Genomic DNA, 21,105 nt, shown 5'->3' with positions numbered 1-21,105 from the left:
TTTTCGCGCTGAAAGCTTGATGCGCGTGCATGCCGGTGCGAACGACGATCCCATCATCGTCGAAGAAAGACGCCACCGCGAAGTGCTTGCCGAGATTGCCAGCTTGAAGGCGATGATGGCAAAGGGCGTTTCAGCTCAGCCCACGGCCGAGCCGGTTGACGCAGAAGCGGTCAGCAAGAAATTTGTCGAGGAGTTCCGCAAGGAGCTCTCCGAGGCGGCCAAGCTGAAGACGGAACTCGATTCCATCTATGAAGCCATTGCCCAGACGAAAAAGGAAATCGCCACTCTGCACCACACGACTGGTTCGGAAGGCGAGGACATGACGCGCGTCACCAATGAACTGGACGCAGTCGTGACGGGAACCGAAGGTGCGACCGAAAACATTCTGTCTGCCGCAGAGTTCATTGATGAAACCGCGAACACGCTGTCCGCACGCCTCAACGGACAGGACGCGGACCTTGCTCACGACATTCAGGAACGCGTTATCCAGATCTTCGAAGCCTGTAACTTCCAGGATCTGACCGGACAGCGCATCACCAAGGTCGTAGGTACCCTGCGCTTCATTGAAGATCGTATCATCCAGATGATGGACATTTGGGGCGGTATCGAGAGCTTCAAGGATATCGAGGCCCATGCCAAGGCGCAGGCAGAAGGCGATGCCGCTCTGCTCAATGGCCCGTCGCTCGAGACAGACATGGACGTCGCCACGCAGGACGATATCGACGCCCTGTTCGCTTGATGTCAGCGATTGTTGGAATTCTCAAAGCCCGGGTCAATCCCGGGCTTTTTTGTTGTCGGTGGCGTGCGAGGTATGGCACAAGAACAAAACAGGAATATTGGAGGGGCGTATGAGCGACGTCGGCGACGGACTGATGCTGGGTTCTGACGGCAAGATGAGATGCTGGTGGCACGGCGGTCTGGAGGACTATCAACGTTATCACGACGAGGAGTGGGGCCATCCGGTTGCGAATGACATCCGGTTGTTCGAAAAACTCTCGCTTGAAGGGTTCCAGGCTGGACTGTCCTGGTTGACCATCCTGCGCAAACGGGACGCGTTCAGGGCCGCCTTTGCGGGCTTCGACTTTGAAAAGGTCGCAAGGTTTACCGAAGCAGACGTTGAGCGTTGCCTCGCCGACCCCGGCATCGTCAGGCACCGCGGCAAGATCCTTGCCGTTATCAACAATGCTGCACGGGCCTTGGAACTCAAGGACGAGTTCGGCTCTCTCGCCCGATATGTCTGGAACTTCGAGCCAAAGCCGGACACGCGCCCGTCGACGTTGGATTATGCCACGGCAAGAAAGATGGCAACGTCTCCCGAAAGCATTGCCATGTCCAAGGATCTCAAGAAGCGGGGCTGGAAGTTCGTCGGACCGACGACGATGTACGCGTTCATGCAGTCCATGGGGATCGTCAACGATCACCTGGAAGATTGCTGTTGCCGCCCGCTTATCGAGGAAGCCCGTAACCGTTTCGTTCGTCCGTGAACGTCAGGCCGCGCGGCGCAGGGTCAGGTTTTCTGCGCCGCGTTGACTTACTTGCCCAGTTTGTCGTGTAGAGGAGCGAACAGGCTGTTCTCGCGCGTGAAAACATATTCCAGCGTCTGAACGGTCACGGTCTCGGCCCCGCTCTCGATGAGCTTGCGCGCGCATTCGGCCACACCGTCCTTCGGACATAGCACGGACACGATTTTGCTCTCGCTCTCGTCACCGTAAGGACAGGTCACGCCATCATCCGCCAGGGCGGCAAGAGCTGCGTCGCGATTGCCGACCTTGGCCCTGACAAGGCGATTGCTGCGAGCCTGCTCTTCCGCGGTCACACGGTCGAGAATGGCCTTCGCACCTGAGAGTGCTGTGTCGCTCCAGTCCGCGTTCAGCGACGCGACCAGATGTGCCTGGCTTCGCAGCATGATACCATCGGCAAGCACCTTGAGAGCATTGGCCTGAAGGGTTGAACCTGTGGTCGTGATGTCGACGATCAGTTCCGCCGAGCCTGCAGCCGGTGCGCCTTCTGTGGCTCCAGCGCTTTCGACGATGCGATAGTCAGCAATGCCATGGCTGGCGAAGAAGCTGCGGGTCAGGTTGACGTATTTCGTTGCAACGCGCATCCGGCGACCGTGCCGGTTCCGGAAGTCTGAGGCAACGTCGCCAAGGTCTGCCATGGTCTCCACGTCGATCCAGGCTTTCGGCACGGCGACGACCACGTCCGCGGCGCCGAAGCCGAGCGGTGTCACGACATGGACCGACTTTTCCGGCGCGGTGATATTCTCGTGGATCAGGTCGAGGCCGGTGATGCCGAAGTGAACCGAACCTTCTGCCAGCTCACGTGCGATTTCCGAGGCGGACAGGAACGCGATCTCGACGTCGTCGAGGCCCTTGATGGCGCCGCGATAATTGCGAGCGCCTCCCGGCTGCACGACCTTCAGTCCCGCATTGCCAAAGAACGAATGCGTGTTTTCCTGCAGGCGGCCCTTGGACGGAATGGCGATGGTCAGTTTGGTCATGCGCGCGCTCCGCAAACTCGGGAAACCCGATCGAGCCAGATGGAAAAGCCGATTGCAGGGACTTCGCTTTCTGCGCCCAGAAGCTGGAGAAGCTTGTCGTAGCGGCCGCCACCGACGAGCTGTTCGCCTTCCGAACCGCTCGGTGCGTGCACTTCGAAAACGAAGCCTGTGTAATAGTCGAGGCGGCGCCCGAATTCGGCGGCAAATTTCATGCGCGAGCCGGGCAGGCCCTTCGCCTCCAGTGCGCGCAGTCGTGCCTTGAACCCGGCAAGCGGACCGTCGAGTTCAATTCCGGTATCGGAGGCGAAGCCCTCGAGCTTGCCTACGACTTCGTCGGCGGGGCCGGCAATGTCCAGGTAGCGCTTCAGCGTTTCAGCAGCCTTGGGATCGGCGCCCGAGCCGCTGGCAAGAGCAGCCTGTTCCAGGAAACGGTCTGCGATCTCACTTGGTGTGCGCCCACCCACTGCCGAAATTCCCGCGATGGAGAGAAGATCCTCAACGACCGCATGGGCTGCCTTGGGGTCGGCGCCCTCCAGCGCGGCCAGAAAACCGAGCCGAACGTCACGGCCCTCATCGCTGCCGGCATCCTTGCCAGCCATGCGGTTGATGGCGGCCGCGAGTTTGTCACTGTCTCCGAACAGGTCGCGCAAGCGTCGCTGCCAGACAGTCGGAAGGTTCAGACCGGCGAGAACCGCCGCAAAAAGGGTCTCGTCGCCGATCCGGATGTCGACGTCGGAGACATCGAACTGTTTCAGGGTGTCAACGGCGAGCGCAAGCATGTCCGCATCGGCCGAAGCAGTGTCCGGGCGGCCGAGGCTTTCTGCGCCGATCTGCGGGATTTCACCAAGACCTTCCGTGCGCTGACGGAACACAGGGCCATGGTAGAAATAGGATGCGGTCCGATCCGCTGCGCCGGTCTCCAGGTGCTGGCGGCAGACCGGGATAGTAAAGTCCGGGCGTAGGCAAAGATCGGTTCCATCCGCGCCAGTCGTCAGAAACAGACGGCGGCGAATGTCTTCGCCCACCAGATCGAGGAACACAGTAGCAGGCTGAAGGATCGGAGGAGTCGTGACCTCGTAACCCGCGGACGAGAGCAGCGACAGTGCCTTCTCTACCACGTCGGTAGACAGCGCCATTTCACTCATGCTCCTGCCCCTTCTGCTGCGCGCTGCCGGTCTTCGGCCTGTTGTTCGAGCAGCTTGGTGACGGTTTCGACGAGGCCGTCTTCCTTGATGGTGATCTGCGCCGGACGGCTTTCGCGCCATGTCACGTTGTCGGTGATTTCTTCCGACAGGCGCTTGCCCTCGATCAGGTCCTTGATCTGCAGTTCGCCCGCTGCACGTTCGTCCGAGCCCTGAATGATCGCCACCGGGCAATTGCGCCGGTCGGCATATTTCAGCTGGTTGCCGAATTTCTTCCAGTTGCCCTGGTACATCTCGGCGCGGATGCCGGCTGCGCGCAGGTCCTGCACCATCTTCTGGTATCGTGTCAGGCCTTCGGCATCGCCGTCCATGACGGTCACGAGCACCGGAGCGACGACCTCCGCCTGATCAAGTTTGCCGAGGTTCTTCAGGGCCGTCATCAAACGGGAGACGCCGATGGAGAAACCGGTCGCCGGGACGTCGCGGCCAGTGAAGCGCTTGACCAGCCCGTCGTAGCGCCCGCCCCCTCCAACGGAGCCGAACTGTACGACTTCGCCCTTTTCGTTGGTCACATCGAACAGCAGCTCGGCCTCGTAAACCGGGCCGGTATAATACTCAAGGCCGCGCACGACGGAGGGATCGATGGAAATCCGGTCGGACATATATCCGCCGGCCTTGACCAGGTCCGAAATCAGCTTGAGTTCGCGGAAGCCTGCCTCGAAGCTCTCGTTGATGGCGAACTTGGATAGGGCGGCCGTCTTGAAGGTCAGGTCGTTGGTATAGTCGATCAGGTCGTCGATGGCGGAAGCTTCGAGAATTTCGACAATTGCGTCGATGGCGTTGTCGGAAAGCTCTGCCCCGGCAGTGAAGTCACCGCTCTCGTCCTTGCGGCCCTTGCCGAGCAGCTGGCGGACACCTTCCGAGCCGAACTTGTCGAACTTGTCCATTGCACGCAGAACCGTGAGACGACGCTCTGCGTCGTCCTCGCCGCCGAGCCCCACAGCCTCGAGCACGCCGTCGAGAACCTTGCGGTTGTTCACCCGGATGACGTACTGACCGCGCGGGATCCCGAGCGCTTCCATGGCATCGGCCATCATCATGCACATCTCGGCGTCGGTCTGGACGCCGGGTGCGCCAACCGTATCGGCATCAAACTGCATGAACTGGCGGAAGCGGCCGGGGCCTGGCTTTTCGTTGCGAAACACCCAGCCGGCGCGATAGGTGCGATACGGCAGTTGGATTTCGTTGATGTTTTCCGAAACGTGGCGGGCGAGCGGAGCCGTCAGATCATAGCGGAGGCTCATCCACTGTTCGTCGTCATCCTGGACCGAGAAGACACCAGCGTTCGGACGATCCGTGTCGGGCAGGAACTTGCCGAGGCAGTCGGTATACTCGAAGGCAGGCGTTTCAACCGGGTCGAAGCCATAGCGCTCGTAGACTTCGCGGATCTTGCCGATCATCTCGTCGGTCGCGCGAATGTCTTCCGCCGAGCGGTCGACAAACCCCCGCGGCAGGCGTGCTTTCAGCTTGTTCGGTTTCTTGGCCATGAATGCGTCAGTCCCGGCAAGGTTTGGGCCCGAAATGCATTTCATCTTGAAGCGCTTGCACCGGGCCGTGAATTTCCCGGCTGTCCTAGACGAAACCGGGGTAGAGGGCAAGGTGCGGGGCGAAGGATGACACCACCAGAGATGTCATTCGCGGCGTAAATTTGCCAGATCTGCCTGGCGAACTCCGATGCAGGCACTTGCGAAGCGACCTGCGGTCTTTACAAGCTTGCATTCGCGGGCGGCATGGCTATGGTCCGCGCACTTCTTTTTCCCGCCACGCACAGTCAATGCGAAGACGTCTGCGGGACCTGAAAACGCGGAGCAGAGCGTGTCAATGACGAGTGCAGCCGAACCAGGTGTCGCGATCGACCGCGCCGGACAAGAACCGGCACAGCGGGGGATTTCCGCGGGGGCTGCGGAACTCAGTCTGGTTCTTCCAACCTTCAACGAGGCGCAGAACGTTCCGGTCCTTGTCCAGCTGCTGCACGAAACCCTGACCGATCTCGACTGGGAGGTCATTGTTGTTGACGACAACTCGCCGGACGGCACGGCGGATGTGGCTCGTGAAATTGCGGCGCGCGATCCCCGGGTTCGGGTGATCCGCCGGATAGGTCGACGTGGACTGTCTGGCGCCTGCATCGAAGGCATGTTGGCGAGTTCCGCCCGTTTCGTGGCAGTGATGGATGCGGATCTCCAGCACGACGAAAGCCTGTTGCCGAAGATGCTGGCTGCGCTCAAGTCTGGCGACTTCGATCTGGTTGTCGCCAGCCGAAAGGTCGAGGGCGGCGCCATTGGCGAGGGACTTTCGAGCATTCGCGCCTGGGGATCGAATATTGCCAATTCACTGGCGCAGAAGCTGCTGAACGTTTCCCTGTCGGATCCGATGAGCGGTTTCTTCATGATCCGCCGCGACAAGGCAGAGGAGATTGCGCCCAAGCTTTCTGCGCAGGGCTTCAAGATCCTGCTCGACATCGTCTCCAGCTTCGCCGGCACGCTTCGCATCAAGGAACTGCCGTTCACCTTCCGCGAGCGCAAGTTCGGCGAGAGCAAGCTTGATACGCTGGTGACGCTCGATTATTTCGGGCTCTTGATGGCCAAGTACTTCGGCAACGTCATCTCGGTCCGCTTCCTGATGTTCGGACTCGTCGGGGCAAGCGGTCTCGTGGTCCATCTGGTTGCTCTGCGTCTGTTCCTCGTTCTGGGTGCCTTCGAGTTCAACGCGGCACAAACGGCGGCCTCTTTCGTGGCCATGACCTCGAACTTCTTCCTGAACAACCAGCTGACCTACCGCGACCGTCGCCTGCACGGACTGAAGGCCCTGCAAGGCCTTCTGACGTTCTATGCGGTTTGTAGCGTCGGCGTCCTTGCGAATGTTGGTGTCGCCAACCTCATCTATCTCGAGCCGTCCTACTGGTGGTTCGCCGGTACGGCGGGCGCCGTCATGGGTGCGGTATGGAACTATGCGGCAAGCTCGGCGCTGACCTGGCGAAAGGCCTGAGGCGACGATGACCGGCGATGCAATGAGCCGTGACCTGAGGTTCTATCTGAAGCCGTGGTTTCTTGCGGTGCTGGTCCTGGCACTGACGGTCGTGAAGCTTTGGTCGGCGTCCAATTCTCACTTCGTCGAGGACGAGGCATACTACCGCCTTTGGGGGCTGTCGCCGGCTCTGGGGTACTATGACCACCCGCCGATGATCGCATGGTGGATCTGGCTGGGGCAGTGGATCTTCGGCGACAGCGTTCTGGCCGCGCGGTTTGCAGTCGTTCTGTCCTCTGCGCTTGGCTCCCTCTTCCTATGGCGCACAGCGACTATCCTGTTCGACCGGACGGTGGCCGGTTGGGCCGTTCTGTTCCTCAATGCGAGCGTTCTTGTCGGAGTCGGAGGCATCCTGGCGACGCCTGACGCGCCATCTGTCTTTTTCTGGGGCCTGGCGCTATGGGCCCTGGCGGAGCTTCACGCCTCACAGAAACCTGGATGGTGGCTGGCGGTCGGCCTGTTTGCCGGGCTTGGCTTGACGGCGAAATACTCGGTCCTCTTTCTGGGGGCGGGCATCGTGCTTTGGCTGCTTGTTGAGCCTCAGGCGCGCAAGTGGCTGTTGTCCTGGCAGCTTTGGGCCGGCGGTGCGGTCGCAGTGCTCTGCTTCCTGCCGGTGCTCTACTGGAACCATCTCCACGACTGGGTCAGCTTCTACAAGCAGTTCGGCCGGGCGGGCAGGGGAACCTGGACGGTCAAGTACATCCTCGAGTTCGTTGGGGCCGTCGCCGGGCTTGTAAATCCGCTGATCGCGATCCCTGCCGCGTTGGGGGCAGGCGCGCTTGCCGGCAGGTGGCGCAGAGGCGATGCTGGGGCCTCGCTGATCCTGCTGAGCGTCATCCCGTTCCTGGCCTATCTTCTGTTCCATTCGCTGCATGCGCGGGTCCAGGCCAATTGGCCGGCACCGCTCTTTCCCGCGTTTGCCCTGATGGCAGCCGTCTTCGTCGGCTCGACATCGCGGGGTCTGTGGCCGAAGGTTGGACTGGCGGGTGTCGCGCTGGGCATGGCGATTGCGGTGGTGGTGCAGATTCATGCCGTCACACCTTTGACCGGGACACTTGGGCGCAAGGACCCGACCTTCCAGCTGCGCGGTTGGCCGGAGATCGGAACGGAGCTTTCCGCGATCGCGGCGACGGAAGATGCGACCTATATCGCAACGACCGGCTACGGCCTGACCGGACAGCTGTCCTTCCTGTTTCGGGGCGATCTTCCAGTCATCCAGCTGAACGAACGCATTCGTTATGTAATGCAGGGCCCTGTTGACTTGTCGGTCTTTGGCGGAACTGGGCTCTATGTCAGCGAGGAACGTCGGGACAATGCCGCCCGCCTCGGCGCGAAATTCGGAACCGTTGAAAAGGTTGCCGTCCTGCCGCGCACTGTCAACGGCGTCTTCCTCGAGAACCTGGTCGTCTACCGCCTTTTGGACGCAGGAGGTCAGCCGCTCGATCCCGTCGAAACGACTGTCCAACGCTGAACCGCACTCTCATGTGTACGGCAGAGGTTGAAATATTCCGTCTAATGACGCAGGGATAAGTTTCGACTGTTAACTTTCGGCCGGACATTGATTGTATGAAGCGAATTACTCTCGGCGCCCTCGACTACGGCTTGTCTTTCAGCGTCGACCGGACGTTGCGCGACCTCCTTCGCGAAGGACGATTGAGTGCGGTCGGATCAATCGTGGTGACGGATCTGTGGTCCAGAGAGTTTCTGCCTTTGCGCGAGACGGCAGATGAGGTCGGCGACCGGGCACTGTTCGGTCTGACGGTGACCTTGAGCGGAGACCGGGCGCAGCCTTTGAGCGAGCGCATGGCCAAGACCTATGGCAACGCCATGCCCACCCGCTCCTATCTGGAGCGCCGCGCGTTTCTGCGCCTGTTGCCGGATGAAATCCTGCTTGAAGAAATCGGAGCGCAGATCCGGGAATACGTTGCCAGGATGGACCGCGAGCCGGAATTCGTGGCGGTTCGGGAAGGCCTTTTCGACCGAACGGCGATTGCGAAGCATGTCATGCAGGCGATCAACGATGCAGAACTGTCATCAACTCCTTACCTCGTCACGGGACTGCCACCCGGACTGCAGGCAGCCAGGGTGAGAAAAATGGCGGAGGCTGCCGGGCTGAAGGTTCTTCCGTGGGGACCGCCCTTGCCGGAAACCAACGACACGGAGAAGCTGCACAAGCTGCTGCGCTATCATTTCGATGGTTTGCCGGACATGACCTTCGTGGCCGGCGTGCCGGGCGCCGCGGATGACAGGTTGCGGCGCGATGAAAGCCGGGAAAAGATCTCCGTTCGTGAATGCCACCGGGAAGTGCTCAGCAGCGGACGTTTCTTTCGGACGCTCGATGAAAAGAACGTTTTCCTGAACTGAACGAAAAAACGGTCCCGCGGGGACGGAACCGTTTTTCGAGGAGGTCGGAAGCGGGGGGTTTCGCTTCCATGTGAGTAGATATAGGTCTACTTTCGGATATCGCACGTGATGCCCGTCACAATTTGTGCGAATGGGCGAGCGCCCATGGCGAGACGGCAGGGTAAAGGGGCAGGTTCATCGTGGCCGAAATACAGGAATTTCTGCGGAACAGCTTCTCGCTGGAGGGCTTGTCGATCGAGTTGGCCCAGCAGCTCTCCGCTCTAGCGCGCCCGATGAAGATTCCAGCCGGTACGATCCTTTTCGAAAACGGAGACCCGGGCAACGGCTGCTATGCGGTGCTCGAAGGGTCGCTCAAGGTTTCGATCCTGTCCATAGACGGCGACGAGCAGTTGCTGGCGGTCCTCGGTCCTGGCGATCTTGTCGGCGAACTGGCCCTGTTGGATGGCCGTCCCCGCTCAGCCACAGTGAGCGCCCTCAAGGCTGCGCAACTGGCTTTCATCGACAAGGCCGCGTTCGAGCGTTTCGCTGACGAAAATCCCGCCGTCTACCGTCACATGCTGTCGATCGTCGGAAAGCGTCTGCGGCAGGCCAACGATGTTCTCGCTGCAAGATCGTTCCTGCCGTTGCCGGGACGCGTTGCGCAGACGCTTCTTCAACTGTCGGAGACCTTTGGAAAGCCTCTCGACGACGGGCGTGTGCTCATTCACTACAAGCTCAGCCAGGCCGACATCGCCAATATGGCTGGGGCCGCGCGTGAGAACGTAAGCCGTGTTCTCAACGACTGGAAGCGGGCAGGGACCATCAGCAGGATCTCGGGCTACTACTGTCTGGAACAGCCGGACGTCCTGAGACAGGCGGCGACCCTCTAGCGGAAACAATGCCTTGCATGGCCTGTTCGGTGGAAAGCTGAAGGCCCGGTGCTGCCTTGGCTTTTCTTCGGTCTGAAGGCTGGATACGCTTGCCTTCGACTAGATGGGAGAAATTTCGTGCCAGATGAACAGCCTCAGGGCGAACTGACACTCCGCACAATGGCCATGCCGGCCGATACCAATGCCGCGGGTGATATTTTCGGCGGCTGGGTGCTGTCACAGATGGATCTTGCCGGCGGTATTGCCGCAGGACAGCGCGCTGGCGGCCGTGTCGTGACGATCGCCGTCGACAAGATGAAGTTCATTCGGCCGGTCCATGTCGGCGATGTTCTTTGCATCTACAGCCGGGTTGCCAAGGTCGGCACCTCTTCCATGGAGATCGTGCTTGAGGCCTGGGCGCTCCGTCACCGGTTCGGCAATCGCGAAAAGGTCACGCAGGCCACCTTCACGATGGTTGCTGTAGACGAGGACGGCCGTCCCCGGCCAGTGCCGAAGACTGCCCCATACGCAGAATAGTGATCCGTTCGGCGAGGGTTATCCGGCCGGCTTGAGTCTGCGTCGGCGCAAGATGTCTGCAAAAAGGCTTTCGTCGACGACAAAGGGACAGCCATTGGCCCAGTAACCAAGCAATGCCTTGAGTCGTGCCCGCCGGTCGCCCTGTGACAACGGTTCCTGATGGAGCGGCAGACCGCCCAGAATTCGGATGGTGTCGATGCGCGTCAGGACGCAGTCCTCGGCGATGGTTTGCCAGGTATTGTTGTCCACCTCTCCCGTCGTATCAGACGCGAGTACGGATCTGGAAAGCTGGGTCAGTCGATTGGCCTTGCCGGCGAATGGGTCTCTAGACAAAAAATCCTCCATCGGTTGCCCGAGGAGGACTGGCGCATGGAACTGATAAACCGCTTGGTTGCCGGTTATCCTTGGGTCCAAGACCTTCTGGATTATCCGGCCGCATCCCTGGCGGGGACCACCTTGCCCGGTCAGGCAGGTTGGCGAGGGCGCCAGCCCTTCTCTTGATGATGGCGGGCTTATGCCATGTCTTCATCGCCTTCGCAAGTACATCGCAACTATGGCGTCGACTGGGCAGCGCCGTCAGTGTTCTGAATTCTGTCGTAGTCGACCCTGCCATCGACCAGATGGATACGCCGGTCCATTCTCGCTGCAAGGTCCATGTCGTGGGTAACCGCAACGACAGTCGTCCTTTGTGTGTCGACGATGTCGCGCAAGGTTTCGAACACCTGCTCGGTGGCCACGGAATCTAGGCTCCCGGTTGGTTCGTCCGCAAGGATCAGGTCCGGATCGTTGGCGAGAGCTCTTGCCACGGCCACTCGCTGCCTTTGACCGCCCGACAGCTGCATGGGCTGGCGCTCGAGGAAATCGCCGAGACCGAGGCCTGCCAACAGGCCGGATGCCCGTTCCTTCTGTTCGGCAGCACTCAGTTTGCCAAGCTTCTGCATCGGGATCATCACGTTCTCAAGCGCGCTGAACTCGGGCAGTAGGAAATGGAACTGGAACACGAAACCGAGGTGCTCAAGGCGCATGCGCGCCAGTTCCGTCTTGTCCAGCGCGTGGGTCTCGCTGCCATTGATCAGAACCTCGCCACTCGTTGGCCGGTCGAGCAGGCCGAGCAGATACAGCAGCGAAGACTTGCCGGAGCCGGATGGGCCGGTAATTGCCACGAACTCGGCCGCGCCAACCGAGAAGCTGACGTCCTTGACAAGGGTGACCGGCACGATGGCCTGCAGGATGCGGGTCAGGTTCCGCGTTTGCAGCAAAGGCGGTGGTGTTTTCAATTCGGTGTTTTGCGCGGCCATGGTCACGATGCCCCGCGGATGATGTCGACCGGGTTGAGACGCGCCGCCCGCCGCGCCGGCAGATAGCCGGCAAATCCTGACGAGACCAGGGCCAGCGTGCTGGCAATCGCGTAGTGCACCGGTGAGAAAAAGATCGGAAGATGGGTTATTTCCTGACCCACCGAGAACTCGAAACGTATGCTTGCGAGGTAGCTGGACAGCGAGAACCCGAGTGCGCAGCCTGCGATCGCTCCGAGGACGCCGATCACCAGTCCCTCCAGCACGAAGATCTGTTGAATGTCTCCCTCAGGGAACCCAAGCGACTTCAATATGGCGATGTCGCGAGCTTTTTCATGCACGATGGTCGAGATGATGTTGAATATGCCGAAGCCCGCCACCAGCAGGATCGCGCCGACGACCGTGTACATGATGATGTTGCGGACCGCGAAGGCCTCCATCAGACCTTCATTGGCCTCTTCCCAGGCAACTGCCTTGTAGCCGAGCTGCCGTTCCGCCCGGGCAGCGATCTCGTCGGAGACGGCTATTGTTTCGAGCCGAATGATGATCCGGTTGATGACGTCAGGCTTGCCTAAAAGAATTTGCGCGGCCTTGAGCGGCACATAGGCCAATCCTTCATCGGTCGCTGACTGGCCCGTATGAAACAGACCGACAATCTTGAAGCGCTTCGACAGACCGTCGGCGGAGGTCATGGTCACAGTGTCGCCGACACCTGCTCCCAGTCGATCGGCTGCAGTGTCGCCGATGACGAGCCCATTGACCGTCGTAGCAAGGTCCAGAAACGAGCCCTCACGCATGTCCTCACCGATTTTCGAAACGAGGAGCTCCTTGTCCGGAACTACCCCAATCAGAGTCATGCCGATGTCCTGACCGCTGTAGCGAAGGACAGACTGGCCTGACAGCCGTTGCGCTATCTGGCCGGGAACCCACTCGCGCAGTGATGCGACCGCTTCCGTCGGGTTGCGGATACCACGCAGGTTTTCCAGCGGCCGCAATCCGTGAAAGGCGACCGCGTCGAAAGCGCGGCTGGCAGGTTGGACAGTAGGCTCGCGCTGCTCGTCCCTGATTTCCACATGTGGAATGGCGTCAATCAGGGATGCGGTAAAGTCCTTCTGCGATCCCTCCATCAGGCTCGCCATCGCAATCGAAAAGCCAACGCCGAGCGCAACTCCAAGCGTCGAAACGACGGTCTGCCGCAATCGGCTTTTGACGTGCGTTGCCGCGATCTTGAGTTGCAGGATCACCGTTGCTGCTCCGGCCCTGCAGAAACCTTGTCTCCATCTTCGAGGTCTTCATCGAAGGGGGAGACGATCAAAGCGTCCTGATCAAGCCCTGCGAGAACTTCCGCGCTTGTAGAGCCGCGAATGCCGATCTCTATGTCGGATGTGCGCACGCGGCCGTCCGGATCGATTGTCATGATTTGCGTCCCGTCGATGGCCGCCACTGGTATCAGCAGGGCATCTTCCACCTGCCTGGTCAGAATGTTCAGCTCAACGGTCATGCCGATGCGCAGGGGCGTCTCCTGTGGCAGGTCGAGATAGACCCGGTAGTTCTTGAGGACCGGGTCGCCCTTGGGAGTGATCCTCGCGACGGTTGCCTCAAGGTCAGTGTTTGGGAAAGCATCGGCCCTGATCAGGGCGCGTTGCCCGGGTTCCACCTTCGGGATGTCTTCCTCATTGACCTCTGCGATCAGTTGAAGTGGTGTCGGCGGGCCGATCCAGAACAGGATGTCGCCGGGTTCGGCTACTTCACCGACGGCGCCGTCCTGACGCAGCACCGTTCCGTCCATGGGAGCAGTGATGACATAGTCTCTCAGGCGTTCCTTCTGAGCGGCAATCAGGGCGTTGACCTGAACTAGCTGGCTCTGGGCCTTGTCGTAAACCTGCTGGCTGACGACCCGTCGTTCCAATAGCTCGAAGGCGCGCTCTCGGTCCGCCTGTGCAAGCAGCTGACGGGCCTCGAGCTCCTTCAGCGTTGCGCGTGCGTCGCCGCTGTCCAGCCTGGCGAGCTCGTCGCCTTCTTTTACGGCCGCTCCCTCGCAGCCGCACAGGTCCACAATGCGCTTGCGTATGACAGAGGTAACCTTCGCCCAGGTCACGGGTTCCACAACGGCGGTCGCATAAACCACATCTACGGCAGTGCCGCGGAAGGGGCGAGCAGTTCCGACTTCAGGCGGCTTGTTGGTCCACCAGATCGTCAGTGCAGCGGCAGCGCCAATGAGAAAGAGGAAGACTGTCAGGCGGAGAAAGCGCATGAATGGGCCTTTGTTTCACAATAGCCCCACCATTCTAGATGTCTTGCTGTGAGAGGCCATGGCCTCGATCAAATTGGTGTCCGCAATCGTCTCAGCAGCCCGCTATACGTTCCCGATCAATAGTGAGGCGGCTTCTCGACCTGATGACCAGGAAGGGCGTTTTCGATCAGCTCTTCGACCTGATCGGTCATTTCCGTCAGTTTACGGGTGAGGCGTGCAATCTGCTTGCCCTGCTCGATGACCACTTCGTTGAGTTCGTCGATCACGTGATTTGCATGCGCCAGATCGATCTCGAGCTTCTCGATCCTGTCGTCGTTGTCGCTGCTCACTGCTTTTGCCTTCCTGAAGGGATTTTGAGCCTGTAGATCACATCTTCGATGCTTGAAGCAAAACAAAAGGGCGGCCCGAGAGCCGCCCTTTCCGCAAAGCTTTGGACTGAGGCTTCTTAAAAGTCCATGCCGTCCCCGTGCTGCATCGCGGCGCAAACAGAGATGATGGGCGGCAGCGCGAAACAAAAAGGGCGGCCACGAGAGCCGCCCTTTCCGTAAAGCTTTGGACTAGGCTTACTAGAAGCCCATGCCGCCCATGCCGCCCATGTCGCCACCCGGCATTGCCGGACCTGCGTCCTTCTTCGGCAGCTCGCCAACCATGGCTTCGGTTGTGATCAGAAGACCAGCAACCGATGCAGCATCCTGAAGTGCGGTACGAACGACCTTGGTCGGGTCGATGATGCCGGCTTCGATCATGTTGACGAATTCTTCGGTCTGCGCATTGAAGCCGAAGGTCTCGTCGTTGCTTTCCTGGATCTTGCCGACAACGATGGAGCCTTCGACGCCAGCGTTTTCAGCGATCTGACGGATCGGAGCTTCCAGAGCACGCAGCACGATCTTGATGCCGGCAGCGATGTCGGAGTTGTCGGAAGACAGGGCGCTGACAGCGCGCTTTGCACGCAGGAGAGCCGTGCCGCCACCCGGGACGATGCCTTCTTCAACAGCAGCGCGGGTTGCGTTCAGGGCGTCGTCGACGCGGTCCTTCTTTTCCTTCACTTCGATTTCCGTTGCACCGCCAACGCGGATCACGGCAACACCGCCAGCGAGCTTTGCCAGGCGTTCCTGAAGCTTCTCACGGTCGTAGTCGGAAGTGGTTTCTTCGATCTGTGCCTTGATCTGGGAAACGCGGCCCTGGATGTCTTCCTTGGAGCCTGCGCCATCGACGATGGTGGTGGTTTCCTTGGTGATGGAGACCTTCTCGGCGGTGCCGAGCATGTCGAGGGTGACGCTTTCCAGCTTGATGCCGAGATCTTCGGAGATCACGGTGCCGCCGGTCAGGATCGCGATGTCTTCGAGCATTGCCTTGCGGCGGTCGCCGAAGCCCGGAGCCTTGACAGCAGCGATCTTCAGACCGCCACGGAGCTTGTTGACAACGAGAGTTGCAAGAGCTTCGCCTTCAACGTCTTCGGCGATGATGAGCAGCGGACGGGAAGACTGAACAACAGCTTCCAGGATCGGCAGCATGGCCTGCAGGTTGGAAAGCTTCTTCTCGTGGAGAAGGATGTACGGCTTTTCCAGGTCAGCCATCATCTTTTCAGCGTTGGTGACGAAGTACGGCGAAAGGTAGCCGCGGTCGAACTGCATGCCTTCAACGACTTCCAGTTCGGTTTCGAGGGACTTTGCTTCCTCGACGGTGATGACGCCTTCATTGCCGACGCGCTGCATGGCTTCTGCAATGTCGTTCCCGACCTGGGCGTCACCGTTTGCGGAGATCGTGCCGACCTGTGCGACTTCTGCCGAGGTGGTGATCGTCTTGGAGGCAGCCATCAGGGCCTTGACGGCTTCGGCGGCAGCCATGTCGACGCCGCGCTTCAGATCCATCGGGTTCATGCCGGCAGCAACTGCCTTGGCGCCTTCCTTGACGATGGCCTGAGCCAGAACGGTTGCGGTCGTGGTGCCGTCGCCAGCGATGTCGTTGGTCTTGGACGCAACTTCGCGGACCATCTGCGCGCCCATGTTTTCGAACTTGTCTTCAAGTTCGATTTCCTTGGCAACGGAGACACCGTCCTTGGTGATGCGCGGTGCGCCGAACGCCTTGTCGAGAACGACGTTGCGGCCTTTCGGGCCGAGGGTGACCTTGACGGCGTTTGCCAGGGTGTCCACACCCTTGAGCATCTTGTTGCGCGCGTCGGTGCCAAACTTTACTTCTTTAGCAGACATGTGATCGTCTCACTTATTCTGGAATGTTTCTGATATCAAAAGCGGTTCGCTGATTAAGCGATCACGCCCATGATGTCGGATTCCTTCATGATCAGCAGGTCTTCACCGTTGATCTTGACTTCGGTGCCGGACCACTTGCCGAACAGAACGCGGTCACCAGCCTTGACGTCGAGCGGAACCACCTTGCCGGACTCGTCGCGAGCGCCGTTGCCAACAGCAACGATCTCGCCTTCCTGCGGCTTTTCCTTGGCGGTGTCCGGAATGATGATGCCACCGGCAGTCTTTTCTTCAGACTCTACGCGGCGAACAACGACACGGTCGTGCAGCGGACGAAATGTCATTTGGCTCTTTCCTCTCATGTGGCACGCCCCCACCTTCAGGCAGCGTGCGGGCATGATAATTTGGTTCGAAAGATCACGCGGGAGATCCCGCGCGGCATGTTAGCACTCCCTCAAGGCGAGTGCTAACAGCGCCAAACGATGTAGGAGCAGGGCCAGCCCTTGTCAATGCTGCTAGCGTCGAAAAAGAAACGGGATTTTATATGCGCCGTAGGAATGACCGCGTCGGACTGAAGCGATTGCTGCGCGTTTCCGCACAGCCCTGCAGATAAGCGGCGTGTCGGCCCGAATTAACCCTGATGCCGTTTATTGGCCGTTGACGACAGTCAATGGCAGCGACAATGACGCACCCTTGCCGCCAATCTTGTCATTAAAGTCGGCGGTGAGAACATATGAGCCGGCCGGAAGGCCTTCGAATGCGAAGCTCAGGCTTGCGCCCAGCTCGCGCCGCTTGCTGCGGGACTTGCCGGAAAACTTTGCAAATCCCTGCTGCTCCACGAGGACCTGTCCAGTCGAGTTCAGAAGCCGGAAACCGACATCAAGGTCATAAGCATAGCCGTCGCCATCTTCTGCAAAGGAATAGCCGACTGGCTCGGCATAGATTGTTATGGCCTCGCCGATCGAGAACTGGCTCGACGCCCGCGGTGCGTAGTTGCCGTAGGCAGTCGCTTCACCGTCAGCGTAGGTTGCCGTCGAAAAGCTGAGACTTTCGGCTGTCCAGGCTGCATCGAACGCCGTCTGCGCAGCAGTAAATTGAGCGGATGGAGCAGGAACGTCAGGCGCATTGGTCTGAGCTTGTGACGTGATCGGCAAGCACACCGCAAAAGAGAGTGCTGCAGCTCCAACCGCCGAGCGTCCGAAAATACCTGCCTTCATCGAATTCAACCCCACGCAAGCCCAATCACGTTGTTTTTCAACCTGTTTTAAGCCGATATAGACGGAGTTACCTTGATGTACAAGGAATTGCGTCTGTTGGAGTAAACGCGTTGCCGGTTAACAGCTCCGCTCCATCCAGGCCTGGCGCTTGCGATAGATCGTCGAAGGACTGATCTCCAGCGCGGCTGCTGCCATGGCGATGTTGCCATCGAAGGCGTCAAGTGCGCTTTCGATGATCCGCCGTTCCTGCGCCCAAAGGGGTTCGATCGTTCCGAACGGGCGGGAAGGGGCCTGAACCCTTGCGCGCTCACGAGAAAGGTCGACCAGAGTTCCGCTGCGCCCGGACGGATCGCGTATGAGCATCGGCAGCATGCCGAGAGTGACGGCGTTGCCATCGTTCATCACGACGATCTGACGAATGGTATTCTCAAGCTGTCTGACGTTTCCGGGCCAGTTATAGGCCAGGAGCCGGGCCTCGGCATCGGCGTCGAAGCCCTTGAAATTGCGTTTCTCTTCTGAACAGAACCGCATCAGGAAGGTGCTGGCCAGCTCCATTATATCTTCACGGCGCTGGCGCAGGGGCGGCAGCTGGATCGGAAGAACGTGCAGACGGTAATAGAGGTCTTCACGGAAACGACCGGCGGTCACCTCTTCGAGCGGATTGCGGTTGGTGGCGCAAATGATGCGGGCATCTACCTTGCGGGTCGTGGCATCGCCAAGCCGCTGGAAGGTTCCGGTCTGAAGGAAACGGAGCAACTTGCTCTGCAACATCAGATCCATTTCGCCGATTTCATCCAGGAACAGGGTTCCGCCATCTGCCTGTTCGGCTGCACCGGCACGGCTCTCGCTCGCCCCGGTAAATGCGCCGCGAACGTGTCCGAAGATTTCGCTCTCGATGAGGTCACGGGGGATCGCTGCGCAGTTGATCGTTACGATCTTCTCGTTGGCGCGATCTGACAGCGAATGGATGGCATTGGCGCAAAGCTCCTTGCCCGTGCCGGATTCGCCCGTGATGAAGACCGGAGCGTTGGAGGGCGCCATGCGCTCGATCTGGCCGTAAACGTCCTGCATGACAGGTGCCGAGCCGATCAGCTGCCCGAGTGGAGAGGCGTTCTGGTTGGTTGCGGTCTTCGTCGCCCTCACGACAAGGGGCGCAACGTCAGAGGCGACATCCGGTTCGGTGTTCTGCGTCAGTGCCGGTTTCCGCTGGCTCAGCTGGAAATTGATCTTGGAGGCAAGGGCGTCGAGAGAGAAGGGCTTCGTGAGGAAGTCGTGGGCTCCGCAGCGCATGGCGTTGACTGCGCGCGAAACAGATCCCTTGGAGGAGATGGCGATCAGCACCGTCGCTGGACATCTTACCGCGAAGCCTTCGAGTGCCTCTTCACCTCCGATGGCCTCAAGGTCCAATATGAGGACATCGGTGTTATCGCGGCTGAGATCTTCGAGGCAGCGATCCGGTGCATCGTAGAGAGCAGGGTCTGCGCAGTTAACAGTCAACTTTCCAGTCACTGCGGCGGTGCGAACAGCTTCTGCTGGCGATGTTTCCAGAATACGAACCAGAACGGGCCGATTCTGGCCCTCATTACTCCCCATTGCTGGGCGTCCCCCGTCACTCGTGGCTTGCTTGATTCGGGTCGGTCGAGATGTGACCGGCTTGGAAATGTTTGGCCGAACACGGTAAACAAACCGTTGTCGTGGCTGTTAAAATGCAAATGGCCTGTGCAGAGACGCTGCAAATAACGCAGCGTTGACAATGCTATACGACATGAGCTTCAGCGTGATAAAACCGGGAGCGCGGCCAGCCGGATGGTTAACAAAATATGAAACCTGTGGCTTTGTACCTTGAAACGGTCGCAGTGCCTTCTCGCTAATCGCTCGTTCATCGGCGGCAGCTTGGCTCCTGAATTTTATCCATGGCGAGCGCCTCGAGGACGCCGCAGTTTACCGGCATAACAGGGGACAACCACTTAAATCCCCAGCAGTATTGGCCATTGGATTCGGTTGAGCCCATTTATTAAGGCATGATTAACCCTGTATTTGTGATTCGAGTTGAGAGCGATTGCCGATCATGGGGCGCACGGCGACCACCTTCATAGCAATATGCATGGCGATCATCGCGGCATCTGTCGCAGCGGTGCTGTTCTACCAGTTTCAGCGCCCGATCGGCGAAGCGGCCTCGCTCGCATTGGCCCTCATGTGCACGATGATGGTGTTCCATCTGCTCGTCAGCAGGGCGCGCGACAGGGGAGCTGTCAGCGATGCCGTTGACCGTCTCGAAGACCGCATGGCGGAACTGGATGAGGACGTGGGAAACCTCGAGGGACGCCTGACAGGTGTCGAGCATACGATCCCGCGCCGGACCCGGGAAGAAATCGATCCGCTATTTGCGGAGGTCGAAGTTCTCGGCACTCTCGTGAAGCAGATGGCCGAGGCAATGTCGGATCTGGAAGCTCGGGTCGAGGATCAGCAGGCCTTGCCTCCGATGCCCGCGCATCATGAACTTCCGCCAATGTCGCAGCCGCACCTGTTGGCCCAAAGTCAGGCTTCCGCGCCTGCCTCCTACACGCCCCAGCAAGGCGGGTATGGGGGGGCGCCATCTCCTGCACCTGCACCAGATCGAAGCCGTTATGCTCCTGAAACGCGGGAAGACACGTTCCGTGATCAGCGCAATGCACCCCAGCGCCAGGTGCCAGAGGCTAAAGGGGCGCGGTCCAATGAACGTGAACAGGCAGACGTTCAAGAGCACATGTTCGAAGATACTCGTGCAGAGGAACGGCAACGCGAGGTCCGGCAACAACCTGCGTCACAGGCCAGCGATCCGTTGATGCGGGAGCTGATCATGTCTGCTCTGAACGCCAATCGCGTCGAGCTTCACCTTCAGCCCATCGTATCGCTGCCGCAGCGCCAGGTTAAGTACTACGAGGCTTTCACGCGTCTGCGCGACTCTCGTGGCGAAATGGTCGAGGCAGCAGTCTTCTTGCCGGAAGCTGTCCGCTCCGGACTGATTGCACGCATCGACAACCTTTTGCTATTCCGGTCGGTGCAGGTCATTCGCCGCCTGACGTCTCGAAACCGGAACGCAGCGCTATTCTGCAACATCTCGTCGCTTTCCCTTGTCGACGAGACGTTCTTCCCGGGCTTCCTGGAGTTTGTGAATGCCAACAAGCAGCTTGCAGACGTTCTGATCTTCGAATTCAGCCAGGATGATGTCGCGGAAATGGGAGTGATGGAGATGGAAAGCCTCGGAGCTCTTTCCGAGATCGGTTTCCACTTCTCGGTTGACCGCATTACCGACATGCGCATGGACTTCAAGTCGCTGGCGCAAAAGGGCTTCAAGTTCGCCAAGCTGCATGCGGATTACCTGATCGGGCGGCGTTCGACCGACCACGGACATATTCATCCGTCTGATTTCGGAGATCTGCTCCACCGCTACGGCATCGAGCTGATCACCGATCATGTCGAAACGGAGTCCCAGGTGCTCGAACTGCTCGACTATGATGTTCGAATGGCGCAGGGCAATCTGTTCTCGCCGCCACGCCCGGTTCGTGCGGAAGTCCTGCAGGGCACCCCGGCGCCAGCAGCACGCAAGCGGGCCGCAGAATAATCCGTCTAAATGAGCGGACCGGCTTCCGCATTCCGGCGGAAACCCCAATGAGC

Annotated in this window: 20 protein-coding genes and 1 riboswitch; of the genes, 8 read left to right on the top strand and 12 right to left on the bottom strand. The window is 59.7% G+C overall.

Annotated features, from left to right (window positions below; genetic code table 11):
* Positions 1-19 precede the first annotated feature (19 nt).
* Positions 20-739: a protein phosphatase CheZ gene (locus ACN0SY_RS06590; protein WP_417685562.1), complete on the top strand. Its 720-nt coding sequence runs from the start codon at positions 20-22 to the stop codon at positions 737-739.
* 109 nt (positions 740-848) lie between these two features.
* Positions 849-1,484, top strand: a complete 636-nt coding sequence (locus ACN0SY_RS06585; RefSeq protein ID WP_417685560.1) for a DNA-3-methyladenine glycosylase I — start codon at positions 849-851, stop codon at positions 1,482-1,484.
* 47 nt (positions 1,485-1,531) lie between these two features.
* Here ACN0SY_RS06585 and hisG read toward each other — a convergent pair whose 3' ends face one another.
* Genes hisG through hisS form a run of 3 tightly spaced genes read right to left on the bottom strand, consistent with a single transcriptional unit; the run spans position 1,532 to position 5,189 of the window.
* Complete coding sequence (hisG, locus tag ACN0SY_RS06580; RefSeq protein WP_417685559.1) at positions 1,532-2,500, bottom strand: ATP phosphoribosyltransferase; 969 nt, start codon at positions 2,498-2,500, stop codon at positions 1,532-1,534.
* Positions 2,497-3,636 carry an ATP phosphoribosyltransferase regulatory subunit gene (locus ACN0SY_RS06575; protein ID WP_417685557.1) on the bottom strand — a complete coding sequence of 380 codons (1,140 nt, stop codon included), beginning with the start codon at positions 3,634-3,636 and terminating at the stop codon, positions 2,497-2,499. The genes hisG and ACN0SY_RS06575 overlap by 4 nt, the downstream gene beginning before the upstream one ends.
* A 5-nt stretch (positions 3,637-3,641) precedes the next feature.
* The gene (gene hisS, locus ACN0SY_RS06570; protein ID WP_417685555.1) at positions 3,642-5,189 is read right to left on the bottom strand and encodes a histidine--tRNA ligase; all 1,548 of its coding nucleotides are present in this window, start codon (positions 5,187-5,189) and stop codon (positions 3,642-3,644) included.
* A gap of 334 nt (positions 5,190-5,523) precedes the next feature.
* On the opposite strand from hisS, the gene ACN0SY_RS06565 reads away from it, so the two are divergent.
* The 5 genes from ACN0SY_RS06565 (at position 5,524) to ACN0SY_RS06545 (ending at position 10,475) form a co-directional block, all read left to right on the top strand.
* Positions 5,524-6,687 (top strand): glycosyltransferase, encoded by a 1,164-nt coding sequence (locus ACN0SY_RS06565; protein WP_417685553.1) that lies wholly within the window; start codon positions 5,524-5,526, stop codon positions 6,685-6,687.
* 7 nt (positions 6,688-6,694) lie between these two features.
* Positions 6,695-8,197: a glycosyltransferase family 39 protein gene (locus tag ACN0SY_RS06560; RefSeq protein WP_417685551.1), complete on the top strand. Its 1,503-nt coding sequence runs from the start codon at positions 6,695-6,697 to the stop codon at positions 8,195-8,197.
* Positions 8,198-8,292: 95 nt separating this feature from the next.
* Complete coding sequence (locus tag ACN0SY_RS06555) at positions 8,293-9,090, top strand: ChbG/HpnK family deacetylase (RefSeq protein WP_417685549.1); 798 nt, start codon at positions 8,293-8,295, stop codon at positions 9,088-9,090.
* A 179-nt stretch (positions 9,091-9,269) separates the two neighbouring features.
* Complete coding sequence (locus tag ACN0SY_RS06550; protein ID WP_417685547.1) at positions 9,270-9,959, top strand: Crp/Fnr family transcriptional regulator; 690 nt, start codon at positions 9,270-9,272, stop codon at positions 9,957-9,959.
* Between the two features lie 159 nt (positions 9,960-10,118).
* Positions 10,119-10,475, top strand: coding sequence for an acyl-CoA thioesterase (locus ACN0SY_RS06545; RefSeq protein ID WP_417685903.1), 357 nt, complete (start codon positions 10,119-10,121; stop codon positions 10,473-10,475).
* Positions 10,476-10,493: 18 nt separating this feature from the next.
* On the opposite strand, the gene ACN0SY_RS06540 is transcribed toward ACN0SY_RS06545, so the two are convergent.
* The 9 genes from ACN0SY_RS06540 to ACN0SY_RS06500 form a co-directional block, all read right to left on the bottom strand.
* Positions 10,494-10,808, bottom strand: coding sequence for a hypothetical protein (locus ACN0SY_RS06540; protein WP_417685545.1), 315 nt, complete (start codon positions 10,806-10,808; stop codon positions 10,494-10,496).
* Between the two features lie 44 nt (positions 10,809-10,852).
* Positions 10,853-10,984, bottom strand: a riboswitch (SAM-I-IV-variant riboswitch).
* Between the two features lie 42 nt (positions 10,985-11,026).
* Positions 11,027-11,773 carry an ABC transporter ATP-binding protein gene (locus ACN0SY_RS06535; RefSeq protein WP_417685544.1) on the bottom strand — a complete coding sequence of 249 codons (747 nt, stop codon included), beginning with the start codon at positions 11,771-11,773 and terminating at the stop codon, positions 11,027-11,029.
* A gap of 2 nt (positions 11,774-11,775) precedes the next feature.
* Positions 11,776-13,014, bottom strand: coding sequence for an ABC transporter permease (locus tag ACN0SY_RS06530; RefSeq protein WP_417685542.1), 1,239 nt, complete (start codon positions 13,012-13,014; stop codon positions 11,776-11,778).
* Positions 13,011-14,024: an efflux RND transporter periplasmic adaptor subunit gene (locus ACN0SY_RS06525; RefSeq protein ID WP_417685540.1), complete on the bottom strand. Its 1,014-nt coding sequence runs from the start codon at positions 14,022-14,024 to the stop codon at positions 13,011-13,013. The genes ACN0SY_RS06530 and ACN0SY_RS06525 overlap by 4 nt, the downstream gene beginning before the upstream one ends.
* A gap of 116 nt (positions 14,025-14,140) precedes the next feature.
* Positions 14,141-14,353 (bottom strand): SlyX family protein, encoded by a 213-nt coding sequence (locus tag ACN0SY_RS06520; RefSeq protein WP_417685539.1) that lies wholly within the window; start codon positions 14,351-14,353, stop codon positions 14,141-14,143.
* 237 nt (positions 14,354-14,590) lie between these two features.
* Positions 14,591-16,234, bottom strand: a complete 1,644-nt coding sequence (groL, locus tag ACN0SY_RS06515; RefSeq protein WP_417685537.1) for a chaperonin GroEL — start codon at positions 16,232-16,234, stop codon at positions 14,591-14,593.
* Positions 16,235-16,287: 53 nt separating this feature from the next.
* Complete coding sequence (gene groES / locus ACN0SY_RS06510) at positions 16,288-16,575, bottom strand: co-chaperone GroES (protein WP_417685535.1); 288 nt, start codon at positions 16,573-16,575, stop codon at positions 16,288-16,290.
* A gap of 303 nt (positions 16,576-16,878) precedes the next feature.
* On the bottom strand, positions 16,879-17,448 hold the full coding sequence (locus ACN0SY_RS06505; RefSeq protein ID WP_417685533.1) for a hypothetical protein: 570 nt from the start codon (positions 17,446-17,448) through the stop codon (positions 16,879-16,881).
* Positions 17,449-17,565: 117 nt separating this feature from the next.
* Positions 17,566-19,041, bottom strand: a complete 1,476-nt coding sequence (locus tag ACN0SY_RS06500) for a sigma-54-dependent transcriptional regulator (protein ID WP_417685531.1) — start codon at positions 19,039-19,041, stop codon at positions 17,566-17,568.
* A 511-nt stretch (positions 19,042-19,552) separates the two neighbouring features.
* Between ACN0SY_RS06500 and ACN0SY_RS06495 the strand changes: the two genes are divergently transcribed.
* Positions 19,553-21,052, top strand: a complete 1,500-nt coding sequence (locus ACN0SY_RS06495) for an EAL domain-containing protein (protein WP_417685529.1) — start codon at positions 19,553-19,555, stop codon at positions 21,050-21,052.
* Positions 21,053-21,105: the final 53 nt, after the last annotated feature.

The organism is Roseibium sp. (genome assembly GCF_048261595.1).
GTDB lineage: Bacteria > Pseudomonadota > Alphaproteobacteria > Rhizobiales > Stappiaceae > Roseibium.
The sequence above is the reverse complement of the archived record's forward strand: the minus strand, read 5'-3'. Positions and strand labels throughout refer to the sequence as shown.

Coding starts and splice junctions, on each gene's coding strand:
- ACN0SY_RS06535 (WP_417685544.1), bottom strand. CDS start 11,773: ATGGCCGCGCAAAACACCGAATTGAAAACACCACCGCCTTTGCTGCAA.
- ACN0SY_RS06585 (WP_417685560.1), top strand. CDS start 849: ATGAGCGACGTCGGCGACGGACTGATGCTGGGTTCTGACGGCAAGATG.
- groES (WP_417685535.1), bottom strand. CDS start 16,575: ATGACATTTCGTCCGCTGCACGACCGTGTCGTTGTTCGCCGCGTAGAG.
- ACN0SY_RS06555 (WP_417685549.1), top strand. CDS start 8,293: ATGAAGCGAATTACTCTCGGCGCCCTCGACTACGGCTTGTCTTTCAGC.
- ACN0SY_RS06560 (WP_417685551.1), top strand. CDS start 6,695: ATGACCGGCGATGCAATGAGCCGTGACCTGAGGTTCTATCTGAAGCCG.
- ACN0SY_RS06500 (WP_417685531.1), bottom strand. CDS start 19,041: ATGGGGAGTAATGAGGGCCAGAATCGGCCCGTTCTGGTTCGTATTCTG.
- ACN0SY_RS06545 (WP_417685903.1), top strand. CDS start 10,119: ATGGCCATGCCGGCCGATACCAATGCCGCGGGTGATATTTTCGGCGGC.
- ACN0SY_RS06495 (WP_417685529.1), top strand. CDS start 19,553: ATGGCGATCATCGCGGCATCTGTCGCAGCGGTGCTGTTCTACCAGTTT.
- hisS (WP_417685555.1), bottom strand. CDS start 5,189: ATGGCCAAGAAACCGAACAAGCTGAAAGCACGCCTGCCGCGGGGGTTT.
- ACN0SY_RS06525 (WP_417685540.1), bottom strand. CDS start 14,024: ATGCGCTTTCTCCGCCTGACAGTCTTCCTCTTTCTCATTGGCGCTGCC.
- ACN0SY_RS06565 (WP_417685553.1), top strand. CDS start 5,524: ATGACGAGTGCAGCCGAACCAGGTGTCGCGATCGACCGCGCCGGACAA.
- ACN0SY_RS06590 (WP_417685562.1), top strand. CDS start 20: ATGCGCGTGCATGCCGGTGCGAACGACGATCCCATCATCGTCGAAGAA.
- hisG (WP_417685559.1), bottom strand. CDS start 2,500: ATGACCAAACTGACCATCGCCATTCCGTCCAAGGGCCGCCTGCAGGAA.
- ACN0SY_RS06575 (WP_417685557.1), bottom strand. CDS start 3,636: ATGGCGCTGTCTACCGACGTGGTAGAGAAGGCACTGTCGCTGCTCTCG.
- groL (WP_417685537.1), bottom strand. CDS start 16,234: ATGTCTGCTAAAGAAGTAAAGTTTGGCACCGACGCGCGCAACAAGATG.
- ACN0SY_RS06505 (WP_417685533.1), bottom strand. CDS start 17,448: ATGAAGGCAGGTATTTTCGGACGCTCGGCGGTTGGAGCTGCAGCACTC.